The sequence below is a fragment of the Pseudomonas sp. MF06569 genome (genome assembly GCF_059862735.1).
In genome coordinates this window covers 1-12,739 of the sequence record NZ_JCBCUZ010000041.1, presented here as the reverse complement: position 1 = coordinate 12,739, position 12,739 = coordinate 1, and the positions used below count along the sequence as shown (strand labels likewise).

At 58.5% G+C, this 12,739-nt stretch carries 16 protein-coding genes; 3 read left to right on the top strand and 13 right to left on the bottom strand.

The genetic code is table 11. From position 1 onward, the window contains the following. Positions 1-85 precede the first annotated feature (85 nt). The 10 genes from AC19YQ_RS23430 to ubiE form a co-directional block, all read right to left on the bottom strand. The gene (locus AC19YQ_RS23430) at positions 86-2,002 is read right to left on the bottom strand and encodes a methyl-accepting chemotaxis protein (RefSeq protein WP_339474934.1); all 1,917 of its coding nucleotides are present in this window, start codon (positions 2,000-2,002) and stop codon (positions 86-88) included. 141 nt (positions 2,003-2,143) lie between these two features. Beyond that, entirely contained in the window at positions 2,144-2,854 is a 711-nt protein-coding gene (locus tag AC19YQ_RS23425) for a 16S rRNA (uracil(1498)-N(3))-methyltransferase (RefSeq protein ID WP_133076772.1), read from the bottom strand. Next, positions 2,851-3,648, bottom strand: coding sequence for a twin-arginine translocase subunit TatC (gene tatC / locus AC19YQ_RS23420; RefSeq protein ID WP_133076771.1), 798 nt, complete (start codon positions 3,646-3,648; stop codon positions 2,851-2,853). Before tatC ends, AC19YQ_RS23425 begins: the two co-directional genes overlap by 4 nt. Positions 3,649-3,652: 4 nt before the next feature. Next, positions 3,653-4,060, bottom strand: coding sequence for a Sec-independent protein translocase protein TatB (gene tatB, locus AC19YQ_RS23415; RefSeq protein ID WP_219262189.1), 408 nt, complete (start codon positions 4,058-4,060; stop codon positions 3,653-3,655). Positions 4,061-4,070: 10 nt separating this feature from the next. Beyond that, a complete protein-coding gene (locus AC19YQ_RS23410) occupies positions 4,071-4,349 on the bottom strand; it encodes a twin-arginine translocase TatA/TatE family subunit (RefSeq protein ID WP_019825245.1) in 279 nt (92 codons plus the stop codon). A gap of 23 nt (positions 4,350-4,372) precedes the next feature. Next, positions 4,373-4,705 carry a phosphoribosyl-ATP diphosphatase gene (locus tag AC19YQ_RS23405; protein WP_016783168.1) on the bottom strand — a complete coding sequence of 111 codons (333 nt, stop codon included), beginning with the start codon at positions 4,703-4,705 and terminating at the stop codon, positions 4,373-4,375. Continuing rightward, positions 4,698-5,099 (bottom strand): phosphoribosyl-AMP cyclohydrolase, encoded by a 402-nt coding sequence (hisI, locus tag AC19YQ_RS23400; protein WP_133076769.1) that lies wholly within the window; start codon positions 5,097-5,099, stop codon positions 4,698-4,700. Before hisI ends, AC19YQ_RS23405 begins: the two co-directional genes overlap by 8 nt. A gap of 79 nt (positions 5,100-5,178) precedes the next feature. Then, on the bottom strand, positions 5,179-6,783 hold the full coding sequence (gene ubiB / locus AC19YQ_RS23395; RefSeq protein ID WP_500596061.1) for a ubiquinone biosynthesis regulatory protein kinase UbiB: 1,605 nt from the start codon (positions 6,781-6,783) through the stop codon (positions 5,179-5,181). Next, on the bottom strand, positions 6,780-7,403 hold the full coding sequence (locus tag AC19YQ_RS23390; RefSeq protein WP_133076767.1) for an SCP2 sterol-binding domain-containing protein: 624 nt from the start codon (positions 7,401-7,403) through the stop codon (positions 6,780-6,782). Before AC19YQ_RS23390 ends, ubiB begins: the two co-directional genes overlap by 4 nt. Further along, the gene (gene ubiE, locus AC19YQ_RS23385) at positions 7,403-8,173 is read right to left on the bottom strand and encodes a bifunctional demethylmenaquinone methyltransferase/2-methoxy-6-polyprenyl-1,4-benzoquinol methylase UbiE (protein ID WP_016783172.1); all 771 of its coding nucleotides are present in this window, start codon (positions 8,171-8,173) and stop codon (positions 7,403-7,405) included. The genes AC19YQ_RS23390 and ubiE overlap by 1 nt, the downstream gene beginning before the upstream one ends. Before the next feature lie 106 nt (positions 8,174-8,279). Between ubiE and AC19YQ_RS23380 the strand changes: the two genes are divergently transcribed. From AC19YQ_RS23380 to AC19YQ_RS23370, 3 genes are all read left to right on the top strand, one after another. Continuing rightward, positions 8,280-8,555: a polyhydroxyalkanoic acid system family protein gene (locus AC19YQ_RS23380; RefSeq protein ID WP_339474931.1), complete on the top strand. Its 276-nt coding sequence runs from the start codon at positions 8,280-8,282 to the stop codon at positions 8,553-8,555. Positions 8,556-8,794: 239 nt separating this feature from the next. Further along, positions 8,795-9,226, top strand: a complete 432-nt coding sequence (locus tag AC19YQ_RS23375) for a hypothetical protein (RefSeq protein WP_500596060.1) — start codon at positions 8,795-8,797, stop codon at positions 9,224-9,226. 139 nt (positions 9,227-9,365) lie between these two features. Beyond that, a complete protein-coding gene (locus AC19YQ_RS23370) occupies positions 9,366-10,127 on the top strand; it encodes a phasin family protein (RefSeq protein ID WP_500596059.1) in 762 nt (253 codons plus the stop codon). 70 nt (positions 10,128-10,197) lie between these two features. On the opposite strand, the gene AC19YQ_RS23365 is transcribed toward AC19YQ_RS23370, so the two are convergent. The 3 genes from AC19YQ_RS23365 to hslV form a co-directional block, all read right to left on the bottom strand. Then, complete coding sequence (locus AC19YQ_RS23365) at positions 10,198-10,569, bottom strand: gamma-butyrobetaine hydroxylase family protein (protein WP_219262202.1); 372 nt, start codon at positions 10,567-10,569, stop codon at positions 10,198-10,200. Positions 10,570-10,709: 140 nt separating this feature from the next. Then, positions 10,710-12,044 carry an ATP-dependent protease ATPase subunit HslU gene (hslU, locus tag AC19YQ_RS23360; protein WP_133076762.1) on the bottom strand — a complete coding sequence of 445 codons (1,335 nt, stop codon included), beginning with the start codon at positions 12,042-12,044 and terminating at the stop codon, positions 10,710-10,712. 68 nt (positions 12,045-12,112) lie between these two features. Beyond that, positions 12,113-12,643: an ATP-dependent protease subunit HslV gene (gene hslV, locus AC19YQ_RS23355; RefSeq protein ID WP_003438754.1), complete on the bottom strand. Its 531-nt coding sequence runs from the start codon at positions 12,641-12,643 to the stop codon at positions 12,113-12,115. Positions 12,644-12,739 lie beyond the last annotated feature (96 nt).

The window sequence follows — 12,739 nt, the reverse complement described above, 5'->3', positions numbered from 1 at the left end:
TCAAGGGGTATCAGGCCATCGGCGCCGGGGGCCGGAACTGAAGGGCAGTTGCCGTTAGTGTGATGAGAGTCGCACTGGCCGAGGGTCAGACCTTGAAGCGGGTGACCAGTGTTTGCAGGTGCGTTCCCAGCCTTGCAAGTTCCACGCTGGCGGCGGCGGTCTGCTCGCTGGCGGCGGCGGTTTGTTCCGACACGTCGCGCACGTTCAGCACACTGCGGTTGATCTCTTCGGCCACCGCGCTTTGCTGTTCGGCTGCTGTCGCGATCTGTTGGTTCATGCCCTGAATCGTCGATACGGTGCGGGTAATGGTGTCCAGGGACTCGCCCGCGCGGCGGGTCAGCTCAACGCTGCTGTCGGTCAGCAGGCGGCTGTTGTCCATGCTGCTGGACACTTGTTGAGTCCCGCTTTGCAGACCGATGATCAAGACTTCAATCTCTTCCGTGGACTTTTGCGTACGCTGCGCCAGGCTGCGCACTTCGTCGGCCACCACGGCAAAACCGCGCCCGGCTTCGCCCGCCCGAGCGGCTTCGATGGCGGCGTTGAGGGCCAGCAGGTTGGTTTGCTGGGACACGGCCTTGATCACGTCGAGCACGCTGCCGATTTTGTCGCTTTCCTGTTTCAGATGAGCCATCGCCTCGGTGGACAACACCACTTCAGCCGCCAGGCGCTCAATCTGTGTAATGACCTGGGCGACCACGGTATCGCCCTCACGGGCTTGCACGTCGGCGGACATTGCCGCCTCGGAGGCCTCTTCGGCATTGCGTGCAACTTCTTGAACCGTGGCCGTCATCTCATGCATGGCCGTGGCCACCTGATCGGTTTCGATTTTCTGGCTGTTGACCCCGGCGCTGGTTTGTTCGGTCACGGTGGACAGCTGTTGGGCCGCACTGGCGATCTGAGTGACGCCGTTGCCGATGCCGCCGACCAGCTCGCGCAGCCCGCCGCGCATGCCTTCGATGGCCTGTTGCAGTTGGCCCAGTTCGTCGCGACGGGTGGTCGGATGCTCCTGGCTGAGATCACCGGCCGCCACGGCTTTGACAATATTGAGGGTGTCGCGCAAGGGGGTAATGATCTGCCGGGTGATGATCCACGCCGCGATGACGCCCAGCAGCAGGGCCAGGCTCGCGCAGATCAGCAGCGCGGACTTGGCCTGGCGGGTATCGCTGTCGCGCTGGCTGAGTTGGGACGCCGACAGTTCATTGCTCAGATCCACCAGGGAATTGCCCAGCACTTGCAGTTGCGACAATTGCTTGTCGCTGTGTACCTGAGAGTCGCGAAACTCGATAAAGGCGGCCCGATAGTTTTTCAGTGCTGTGCTGGCCTGCGCGAACTGGGGGCTGTAGGCACTGGGCATGATGCTGCTCAGGCGTGCGAGTTCTGTCAGCGCCTGGTCGATGGCTTCGATCGCAGGTGTAGCCGCTTCAAGATCGCCCGTGTGGGTATAGCCGCGCACCTCGAACCGCGCTTGCAACAGCAACCGGCTGACCTGGTTGACGCTATTGAGCTCGGCCAGGTTGTCACCCTGCAGCACGTCTTTTTCAATGGCGGCGATACTGGCCAGAGCGGCTTCGGACGTTGCACCGAGCTTGCCCCGGCTGACCTCGCGGGCCTGGGTTGCCTCGTCGATAGCCGCGAAGATGGTTTTGTATTGCGACACGGCCTTGAGTTCCTGGTCGCTCAGGCTCAAGTCACTGGCCTGGACCATGCGCTCCTTGGCGGCGGCGAGGTTGGTACCGATCTCGTTGAGCAGGTCATTGACCAGATCGGGGCCGTTTTCGCCGTTGTCCTTGTCGTAGGTGACGCGGGCGATGCGCAGGTCCTTGATCAGCGTGATGACCTGGGAAATATTGGCCAGCTTGTCGCCGCGATCAATGACAGACATCAGCCCCTTCCAGCCGGTGACGGTGATCAGCAGTGTCAGCAGCAAGACGGTACCGAAGCCCAGGCTGAGTTTACGAGTGACACTGATATTGCCCAGGGTGGCAGATAACCAATGGTTCATGGACGAACTCCTTTTTTTGATCGATTGGTATCGATAACAGCCGTCCATGGCTTCTTGAATGATCTTGACGTGTTAATGCATCGGCTCGGTCGAGCAAAACTGAAGCAGGCAGATTATACAAAATGTATTTAAATCGGGCTGTCAGAACAACCGGGCGAGCAGGGCGGTGACGGCGGTTTCGACCCGCAGGATACGTGCCCCCAGTTGCACCGGTTGCAGGCCTGCCTTGGCCAGCAAGTCGATCTCGTAGGGAATCCAGCCACCTTCCGGGCCGATGGCCAGGGTCACGGCTTCATCCAGCCCGCGCGGGCAGGCCGGGTAATCTCCCGGATGGCCCACCAGGCCCAATGTGCCTTCGACCAGCGCCGGCAAACGGTCTTCGACAAACGGCTTGAAGCGTTTTTCGATAATGACTTCGGGCAAGACGCTGTCCCGCGATTGCTCCAACCCCAGGATCAATTGCTCACGAATGGCTTCGGGTTCCAGAAACGGTGTCTGCCAGAAGCTTTTTTCGACCCGATAACTGTTGACCAGAATGACCTTGGGCACGCCCATCGAGGCCACGGTTTGCAGTACCCGGCGCAGCATTTTCGGGCGCGGCAGGGCAAGCAATAAGGTCAGGGGCAGTTTGGCCGGTGGTGGTTGGTCAAGGCTGTGGATAACCAGTTCGGCTTCCCTGGCCTCAAGGCGCACCAGTTCGGCGCTGCCCATCAATCCGCCAATCTTGCCCACGCGCAGGCTGTCGCCGACAGCGGCCCGGTGAACTTCTTGCATATGAGTCAGGCGCCGGTCGCGCAGGATCACGCGGTCGGCGGCAATGAAATCAGCCTCTTCGAGGAGCAGCAGGTTCACGCTTGCGGTGCTGGCGGTTGGGCGTCGCTATCAGCCGAGGGTTCGTCCGGGTCTTCGCCGCGTTTGTTCTTGCTGATCAGGCTGCCAAACAGAATGCCGATTTCAAACAGCATCCACATCGGGATCGCCAGCAAGGTTTGCGAGAAGATGTCGGGCGGGGTCAGGATCATGCCGACCACGAAACAGCCGATGATCACGTACGGGCGGATCTTGCGCAGGTATTGCACGTCGACAATGCCGATCCATACCAGCAGCACCACGGCCACCGGGATTTCAAAGGCCACGCCAAAGGCAAAGAACAGGGTCATGACAAAATCAAGGTAGCTGCTGATATCGGTCATCATCGCGACGCCTTCCGGGGTGGCGGCGGCGAAGAACTTGAACACCAGCGGGAATACCAGGAAGTAGGCGAACGCCATGCCGGCGTAAAACAGGAAGATGCTGGACACCAGCAGGGGCACGGCGATGCGTTTTTCATGCTTGTACAGGCCGGGCGCAATAAAGCCCCAGATCTGATGCAGGATCACCGGAATGGCAATGAACAGCGAGACCATCATGGTCAGCTTGAGCGGCGTCAGGAACGGCGAGGCCACGTCGGTCGCGATCATCGTCGCACCCACCGGCAGGTATTCACGCAGCGGCGTGGAGACCAGGGTGTAGATCTGCTGGGTAAAGGCGAACAGCCCGGCAAAGATGATGAAAATCGCCGCGATGCAGCGCAACAGGCGGGTGCGCAGCTCGGTGAGATGCGAGACCAGCGGCATTGGCTGGTCGTGTTCTGGCTTATCGCTCATGCGCTTAAGGGGCTCGCGGTGGCAGAGTGGGGTCGTGTGGCGCTGCCGGTTGAGGCGCAGGGTCGGACGCGGTTTTGCTCAGGCTCACGGGCGCGGGGCTCGCAGGCTCGACAGGCGCTGTGCTGACGGTCGGCTCGGTCGGCGTTGGTGGCTTAACGGCGTCCTGCAGCGGAGCCAGGATTTTCTTGGCTTCTTCTTCCATCGACAGGATGTGTTCGTTGTGCAGCTGCCGACGAATTTCGTCCGCGCCGATTTCACGTTCAACTTCCTGTTTGATCGCATTGAAACTGCGTTTCAAGCGCCCGATCCACAGGCCCGCCGTGCGCGCGGCACCCGGCAGGCGCTCGGGGCCGAGCACCAGCAGGGCCACCAGGCCAACGAGCAGCAGTTCACTGAAGCTGATACCGAACATTAGTTTTGGCTCACACGTCTTTGCGGGTCGGCTCTTCGACTTTTTGCGCCTGCACGTCGATGGTGTGCGGCTCGTTCAGGGTCGAAGTTGTGTGTGGCTGCGGGGCGGCGGTTGGCTGCGCAGGCGGAACCACGGGCTCGGCTGGTTTTTCGTCGTCGTTCATGGCTTTACGAAAGCCCTTGATCGATTCGCCGACATCGGTGCCCAGGTTTTTCAGTTTTTTGGTGCCGAAGACGAGGACGACGACTACCAGAATGACGATCCAGTGTTTCCAGTCAAAAATGCCCATGATGTGATCCTTAACAGAGTGATTTAGGCGGACGGCCGTGAGGCTTTTTCCACGTGGCCAGAGGTTCCGATACGACGCTCCAGTTCATCCAGTACGGCCTGAGGATGCTGCCCCAGCTGGGCCAGCATGATCATGCTGTGGAACCAGAGATCGGCTGTTTCGTAGATCACATCGCTGCAATCACCACTGATGGCGGCGTCTTTGGCGGCGATGATGGTTTCGATCGACTCTTCGCCGACTTTTTCAAGAATCTTGTTCAGACCCTTGTGGTAAAGGCTTGCGACATAGGAGCTGTCGGGGGTGGCGCCTTTGCGCGCTTCGAGCACTTGGGCTACGCGGCTCAAGGTATCAGTCATGGGAGTGCCCTGCGTGATAAATGGCGTGGGGATCTTTAAGCACCGGGTCGACGGTCTTCCACTCGGCATTGTCGTATACGCGATAGAAGCAGCTCTGGCGGCCGGTATGGCAGGCGATGTCACCGATTTGCTCAACCATCAGGATGATCACGTCGGCGTCACAGTCCAGGCGCATTTCATGCAGCTTTTGCACGTGACCGGACTCTTCTCCCTTGCGCCACAACTTGCCACGGGAACGTGACCAGTAAATGGCACGGTTCTCGGCGGCGGTCAGGCTCAGGGCCTCGCGGTTCATCCAGGCCATCATCAGCACGCGCCCGGTTTTGTGGTCTTGGGCAATCGCCGGCACCAGGCCGTCGTTGTCCCACTTGATCTCGTCCAGCCAGTCTTTCATGTTCGACTCCGACAACCTGCCTCAACCCTGTGGCTGAGGCCTGGTGAATTCACAGTTTGCCAGCCTCGCCCGGAGCTGGCTATCGGCGCACGATCAGATACAAGCCTACGGCCAGCATTATGCCGGCAGGCCAATAGCCTGCAGTGTGCAGCGGACCGATACTGGCCAACAATGCGCCAGCTGCCAAGTGCCCGGCACCGATCAGGCGCAGGAACCAGCCGTCGCGAGACTCGCGAACGATCAATGGCGGGTTGTTGGCGTGTGGTTGCGACATGCGTTCCAGCAGGTCGCGGGTCATGCCGGCCAGGTGCGGGATTTGCTCGACCTGGCTGTGCAGGTTGCGCAGCAGGGTCTTGGGGCTCACGCGCTCACGCATCCAGCGCTCGAGGAACGGCTGGGCGGTGCTCCACAGATCGAGGTCGGGGTACAGCTGGCGCCCCAGGCCTTCGATATTGAGCAGGGTTTTTTGCAGCAACACCAACTGCGGCTGGACTTCCATATTGAAGCGTCGAGCCGTCTGGAACAGGCGCATCAGCACCTGTCCAAAGGATATTTCCTTGAGCGGTTTTTCAAAGATCGGTTCGCACACGGTGCGGATGGCCGCTTCAAACTCGTTGAGTTTGGTGTGGGCCGGTACCCAGCCAGAATCAATGTGCAACTGCGCCACACGGCGGTAGTCGCGCTTGAAAAAGGCAAACAGGTTACGCGCCAGATAGTCCTGATCCTCGGGGGTCAGGCTGCCGACGATGCCGCAGTCGATGGCGATGTATTGCGGGGCCCAGGGGTTAACGGTGCTGACAAAAATGTTGCCGGGGTGCATGTCGGCGTGGAAGAAGCTGTCGCGGAACACCTGGGTGAAGAAGATTTCAACCCCGCGCTCGGCCAGCATCTTCATGTCGGTGCGCTGATCTCCCAGTGCTTCGAGGTCTGTAACCTGAATCCCGTAGATACGCTCCATCACCAGCACTTTCGGGCGGCACCAGTCCCAGTAGATCTGCGGGACGTACATCAGGGGCGAGCCTTCGAAGTTGCGCTTGAGCTGGCTGGCGTTGGCCGCTTCGCGCAACAGGTCGAGTTCGTCGTAAATGGTTTTCTCGTAGTCCGTCACCACGTCCACCGGGTGCAGCAGGCGGGCATCAGCGCTCAGGCGCTCGGCCGTACGGGCCAGGATGAACAGCCAGGCGAGGTCGGAACCGATGATCGGCTTGAGGCCCGGGCGCACAACCTTGACCACCACTTCTTCACCGGTCTTGAGCTTGGCCGAGTGCACCTGGGCCACCGAGGCCGAGGCCAACGGCTGGATGTCGAAGCGACTGAACACTTCGCTGATCCTGGCGCCCAGTTGCTCTTCGATCAGCTTGACGGCCAACTGCGGGTCAAACGGCGGCACGCGATCTTGCAGCAACATCAACTCATCGGCGATGTCGGCGGGCAGCAGGTCGCGACGGGTAGAAAGGATCTGGCCGAACTTGATGAAAATCGGTCCCAGATCCTGCAGGGCCAGGCGCAGGGCCGCGCCGCGGCTCAGCTCCAGCTTTTTGCGCGGGAACCAGCGCCACGGCAGCGCGTAGCGCAGGGACAGCATCCACCACGGCAACGGCAGGGCGAACAGCAGGTCATCCAGTCGGTAGCGAATGACGACGCGCTGGATACGAAACAAACGGCGTATGGCAAGCAGCTTCATGCGTTATCGCTGGAATTGAGGGATCGGGAGAGGCGCTCAACGCGTGCCTCCAGGCGATCCAGGTCGAGTTTGATTTGGTCGAGTTCGTCAAAGCGCGCTTGCGCCTCACGTTCGCCGACCAAGGTACGGGCTTCTTCGCTCAGGTATTCGGCCAGGTTCTGATTGAGGCTGGCGAAACCTTGCTGGTACCAGTTGGCGCGGCTGCGCACATGCCCCCCGATCAATGCAGTGGCCACCGGCCCGATCCAGTTCGAGAGTTCGTACTCCCAATCCAGCTCCAGGTCTTGCAGCACCGCTGCCAGTTCCATCAGCACCGCGCTGTCGCCTTCCAGCTCGACTTCAGGGCTGTGCAGGATGGTGCTTTTGTCCTTGCTCAAGGCAAGGCGCAGCAGGCTGGAGGCGGGAGCGCGCAGGGTGCAGTCGGGGTCGGCCGCCCATTGGGTAGCCAGCAGCAGGCCTTCATCGCTGGGCAGAATGAACAGGTGCAGCGAGGGGCTCGCACACTCGACGGCAATCAACTTGCCGGTCAAGGGGCGCAAGCGCGCCAGGGCCGTGCTGTCCAGCCGCACTATGCGGTTGACGCCGAGTTCGACGCTGGCGAGAAGGCCGCGCAGCAACATCAGGGCTTGATGCCGCGATGCAGGGCAACGATGCCGGAAGTCATGTTGTGATACGTCACGCGGTCAAAACCGGCCTCGACCATCATTGACTTCAGGGTTTCCTGATCCGGGTGCATGCGGATCGATTCGGCCAGGTAGCGATAGCTGTCCGGGTCGTTGAGGATCAGCTTGCCCACCATCGGCATGAAGGCGAACGAGTAAGTGTCATAGACCTTGGACATCAGTGCGTTGGTCGGCTTGGAGAACTCCAGCACCAACAGGCGGCCGCCCGGCTTGAGTACGCGCAGCATGGAGCGCAGGGCGTCTTCCTTGTGGGTCACGTTGCGCAGGCCGAAGGCGATCGTCACGCAATCGAAGTAGTTGTCCGGGAACGGCAGCTTTTCAGCGTCGGCCTGAACGAACTCGATATTGCCGGCTACGCCCTTGTCCAGCAGGCGGTCGCGGCCGACCTTGAGCATGGAGGCGTTGATGTCGGCCAGTACCACTTGGCCGGTCGGACCTACCAGGTGGGAAAACTTGCGGGCCAGGTCACCGGTGCCACCGGCGATGTCCAGCACCTTGTTGCCAGGGCGAACGCCGGACAACTCGATGGTAAAGCGCTTCCACAGACGGTGCATGCCGCCTGACAGAACGTCGTTCATCAGGTCATATTTGCCGGCTACAGAGTGGAAAACCTCGGCGACTTTTTCGGCCTTTTGGCTTTCCGGTACGTTTTTGAAGCCGAAGTGAGTGGTGGGTTCGGCATCGCTGCCTTTGCGCTGATCAGTCATATCGCTGTCACCAAAAGAGAATGCTGGCCATTCTAATCCCGGTGGCCGGCTTTGTCTTGGCGAGGGTGAATGTATAGTGGCGGCTTTATTTAACAGGAGCGACGCCATGGCGCGTATCAGCGTTGAACGTACCCACAGCCTGGGCCTTGAAGCCGCACGTGAGAAAGCCCAGCCTCTGGTCGAGAAACTGGCCAGCCAGTACGGCCTGACCCCTACCTGGGCCGGTGACACCGTAAAGTTGAAACGCTCCGGCGTGAACGGCACCCTGCAAATCAGCGAAACCAACGTCAAGGTCGATGTGGAGCTTGGGCTGCTGATGTCAGCGATGAGCGGCATGATTCAGTCAGAAATCGAACGGTCGCTGGACAAAGCCCTGTCGTGATCGTAACCGCCTGCCCGTCGTGATCATCGGCGGGTGGAGCTGGCTTATGCAGGTACCAGAATTTTTACTGTGAGAATGTTCTAATTGAAGCGCTGTAATAGTTGACTTCGTATAAGTGAATATTTTTTCCAGTTGATATGAAAGGTTTTTTTATATTCTGGGTTAGTTGTGGTGTTTTGGATTTAAATGGATTTTTACCTAGTGTTGTTTTTAAACATAAACAACAAAGGTAATCGTGTATGACTTATCACGTGTGTTCCATTACTTATAAAACAACGCTGCCCGATGCCGTAATGGCAGACAGGGTCAGGCGTGTTGCGCAGTCCTTTGCATCTTCGCGAGGTTATCAAGTTGTTGCGGGTGGGGAGGGTGAACGCTATGTATTGCAAGCGACGTGTTTGCAACGAATGGGTTTTGTGACGGTCAGCCCCGGGCTGGTTCAGTTCTTTGTGTATGTGTTTGGCGCAGAGGAAGCGTTGGCTCAAGCCTATACCGTAGAAGCCGAGATGGGCGATCTAATGAAAAAAGAGTTCGCTGATTCGGAACAAATACCGGGCACGCTGCTAAATCCGCTTGGAACAGTGAAAGAAGTCGAATTTCCTGACATCGATGAAGCGCTGCTTAAAATTGACTTGTCTGAAACCCAACCGGGTGACATAGAACTCGGTTAATAGGCCACTAAACAGTGGTGCTCACCTTGAAACAAGGCTGTTTAGCGTCTAAACCTGATGCAGGTGAGCACCTTTGTTCATCTTGATGATTCGACGATCTTGCTCACTGACGTCGCGACTTAACATTAAGGGGAACACGATGGCTGCTAAAAAACCGACTGCAAAAGAAAGTCATTCATGGGTTGGCAAGGTTGAAGAGTATTCACGCAAAATCTGGCTGGCGGGTTTGGGTGTGTACTCGAAGATTGATACCGATGGCAGCAAGCTGTTTGACACCTTGGTCAAGGATGGCGAAAAAGCCGAAAAGCTGGCCAAGGACGCGGGTCACAAAGTCGCCGAGGGTGTAAAGGCCTCGACGTCATCTGCCCGTTCTCGGGTTGAAGATGTTAAAGATTTGGCACTGGAGAAATGGAGCGAGTTCGAAGAGGCTTTCGATAAGCGTCTTAACAGTGCCATCACTCGATTGGGTGTACCCAGCCGTGAAGAAGTCAAAGTGCTGCATGCCAAGGTCGAGACGCTGACCAAGCATATAGAGAAGCTGACTGCGGCCGCTGCCAAAGTCACGGCCACCAAGGCCCCGGCTGCGAGCAAGCCTGCACCGGCAAAGCCTGCAGTTAAAGCTGCGGCAAAACCGGCGGTTGCAAAGTCGACGGCTAAACCAGCGGCTAAACCAGCGGCTAAACCAGCGGTAAAAGCGGCTGCCAAGCCTGCCACCAAGCCCACTGCCAAAGCGGTAGCCAAACCTGCGGCCAAGGCACCTGCGGCGGCCAGCAAACCTGCACCTGCCAAAGCCGCAACAGCCAAGCCCGCCGCCAAAAAGCCTGCTGCCAAAAAGCCCGCAGCGGCTCCCAAAACACCTGCGGTTGAGGCAACGGCAACTACACCCACAACATCTGCTTGATTGCAGGCACATAACACCCTGTAGCAGCTGGCGTAGTAACGCAGCTGCTACAGAGAGATGTGCAACAGGATCAAAGCATCAGCTTTACGACTGACACCGACGGGTCGCGGGACTTGCCGGCTTTTTCCAGCTCTTGCAGATAGTCAGCCCAAAGCTCTTGCTGGCGTACGCCGAGCTGGTAGAGGTATTCCCAGGTAAACAACCCGCTGTCGTGTCCGTCATCGAAGGTCAGTTTCAGCGCGTACTGGCCTGCAGGCTCGATTTTGCTCAAACCGACATTAATTTTGCCGAATTGCAGAATCGGATTGCCGTGGCCCTGAACTTCGGCGGACGGGGAGTGCACGCGCAAAAATTCGGCAGGCAAGTGGTATTGCTCGCCGGACGGGTATTTAAGCGTGAGGGTTTTGGAGGCTTTGTGCAGGTTGATGGCGCTGGGGATCATGGTCATAACCTTAGGTCATTGCACAAACACTGTAGCCGCTGGCGCAGGCTGCGATCGCCAATGCAGTTGGCGCAAGATCCGTAGATCGTTGAAGGCCTTCGCCTTATCGCAGCCTGCAGCAGCGGCTACAGGTGTTCGGTTTACAAGATGTAGCGCGAGAGGTCTTCGTTCTCGGCCAGTTCGCCCAGGTGGCTGTTCACGTAGTCGGCGTCGATGCGAATAGGCTCGTCTTTCTGTGCGCTGGCAATATCACCGGCGCTGAAAGACACCTCTTCGAGCAAGCGCTCAAGCAGTGTGTGCAGACGACGAGCACCGATGTTTTCGGTTTTTTCGTTCACTTGCCAGGCAATTTCGGCCAGACGCTTGATACCTTCAGGCAGGAACTCGATGTTCAGGCCTTCGGTTTTCAGCAGTTCGCGGTATTGCTCGGTCAGGGATGCGTGTGGCTCGCTGAGGATGCGCTCGAAATCTTGTGGCGACAGGGCCTTGAGTTCAACGCGGATCGGCAGGCGACCTTGCAGTTCTGGCACCAGATCGCTTGGTTTGCTCAGGTGGAACGCGCCGGAGGCGATAAACAGGATGTGGTCGGTTTTGACCATGCCCAGCTTGGTATTGACGGTGCAACCTTCGATCAGCGGCAGCAGGTCGCGCTGCACGCCTTCGCGGGACACATCGGCGCCACCGACATTGCCGCGTTTGGCAACTTTGTCGATTTCATCGATAAACACGATACCGTGCTGCTCGACCGCTTCCAGGGCCTTGGCCTTGAGTTCTTCGTCGTTAACCAGGCGACCGGCTTCTTCGTCACGCACCATTTTCAGTGCTTCTTTGACTTTCAGCTTGCGGCTCTTGCGCTTGCCTTTGCCCATGTTGGCAAACAGGCTTTGCAGCTGGTTGGTCATTTCTTCCATGCCAGGCGGCGCGGAGATGTCCACGCCAACGGCGTCGGCGACTTCGATTTCGATTTCCTTGTCGTCCAGTTGGCCTTCACGCAGACGCTTGCGGAACAGTTGGCGAGTGTTGGAATCCTGCGGTACGGCGGCTTCTTCGCCGAATGTGCGGGCAGGAGGCAGCAGGGCGTCGAGGATGCGCTCTTCGGCGGCGTCTTCGGCGCGGTGGCGAACCTTCACAATTTCCTGTTCGCGCAGCAGCTTGATTGCAGCGTCAGCCAGATCACGGATGATCGACTCGACGTCACGGCCTACATAGCCAACTTCGGTGAACTTGGTGGCTTCAACCTTGATGAACGGTGCGTTGGCCAATTTGGCCAGACGACGGGCGATCTCGGTTTTACCGACACCGGTAGGGCCGATCATCAGAATGTTTTTTGGCGTCACTTCAACGCGCAGTTCTTCGGGCAGTTGCATCCGGCGCCAGCGGTTACGCAGCGCGATGGCTACGGCGCGCTTGGCGTCGTCCTGGCCGATGATGTGGCGATTGAGTTCGTGGACGATTTCGCGTGGAGTCATGGACATGGTAGTTGGCGTTCCTCTAGCTAAAGTAAGGTTCACAAACGGGCTGGCACTCCAGCCCGGCAGGCGTCTTATTCAGCGAGGTCCTGCTCCTCAATAGTGATGTTGTGGTTGGTGAACACGCAGATGTCGCCAGCAATGCCGAGTGCTGTTTCAGCGATTTCGCGGGCCGACAGATCGGTTTTCATCAGCAGGGCGCGGGCTGCAGCCTGGGCAAATGCACCGCCCGAACCCATTGCGATCAAGCCGTCTTCGGGCTCAACCACGTCACCGTTACCGGTGATGATCAGGGATGCGTCCTTGTTGGCAACTGCCAGCATGGCTTCCAGGCGGCTCAGCGAGCGGTCGGTACGCCATTCTTTGGCCAACTCGACAGCGGCGCGAACCAGATGGCCTTGATGCTTTTCAAGTTGGCCTTCAAAACGTTCGAACAGAGTGAATGCATCTGCGGTGGCACCGGCGAAACCGGCGATTACCTGGCCGTGATAGAGACGGCGGACTTTTTTCGCGTTGCCTTTCATCACGGTATTGCCAAGAGAAACCTGGCCGTCGCCAGCCATGACGACTTTGCCGTGGCGGCGTACTGAAACGATGGTGGTCAAGGGAGAGTCTCCACGCAGCGGGGCGAAAATGCCTGATGGAAATACATATGGGGGTTGTCGCGGATTTTTCAACAGCGGGGAGGGAATGGGGATGAG

Bases quoted from the DNA above. Each gene is read 5' to 3' on its own strand.
- AC19YQ_RS23430 (WP_339474934.1), bottom strand. From the start codon at position 2,002: ATGAACCATTGGTTATCTGCCACCCTGGGCAATATCAGTGTCACTCGT.
- tatC (WP_133076771.1), bottom strand. From the start codon at position 3,648: ATGAGCGATAAGCCAGAACACGACCAGCCAATGCCGCTGGTCTCGCAT.
- tatB (WP_219262189.1), bottom strand. From the start codon at position 4,060: ATGTTCGGTATCAGCTTCAGTGAACTGCTGCTCGTTGGCCTGGTGGCC.
- AC19YQ_RS23410 (WP_019825245.1), bottom strand. From the start codon at position 4,349: ATGGGCATTTTTGACTGGAAACACTGGATCGTCATTCTGGTAGTCGTC.
- AC19YQ_RS23405 (WP_016783168.1), bottom strand. From the start codon at position 4,705: ATGACTGATACCTTGAGCCGCGTAGCCCAAGTGCTCGAAGCGCGCAAA.
- hisI (WP_133076769.1), bottom strand. From the start codon at position 5,099: ATGAAAGACTGGCTGGACGAGATCAAGTGGGACAACGACGGCCTGGTG.
- ubiB (WP_500596061.1), bottom strand. From the start codon at position 6,783: ATGAAGCTGCTTGCCATACGCCGTTTGTTTCGTATCCAGCGCGTCGTC.
- AC19YQ_RS23390 (WP_133076767.1), bottom strand. From the start codon at position 7,403: ATGTTGCTGCGCGGCCTTCTCGCCAGCGTCGAACTCGGCGTCAACCGC.
- ubiE (WP_016783172.1), bottom strand. From the start codon at position 8,173: ATGACTGATCAGCGCAAAGGCAGCGATGCCGAACCCACCACTCACTTC.
- AC19YQ_RS23380 (WP_339474931.1), top strand. From the start codon at position 8,280: ATGGCGCGTATCAGCGTTGAACGTACCCACAGCCTGGGCCTTGAAGCC.
- AC19YQ_RS23375 (WP_500596060.1), top strand. From the start codon at position 8,795: ATGACTTATCACGTGTGTTCCATTACTTATAAAACAACGCTGCCCGAT.
- AC19YQ_RS23370 (WP_500596059.1), top strand. From the start codon at position 9,366: ATGGCTGCTAAAAAACCGACTGCAAAAGAAAGTCATTCATGGGTTGGC.
- AC19YQ_RS23365 (WP_219262202.1), bottom strand. From the start codon at position 10,569: ATGATCCCCAGCGCCATCAACCTGCACAAAGCCTCCAAAACCCTCACG.
- hslU (WP_133076762.1), bottom strand. From the start codon at position 12,044: ATGTCCATGACTCCACGCGAAATCGTCCACGAACTCAATCGCCACATC.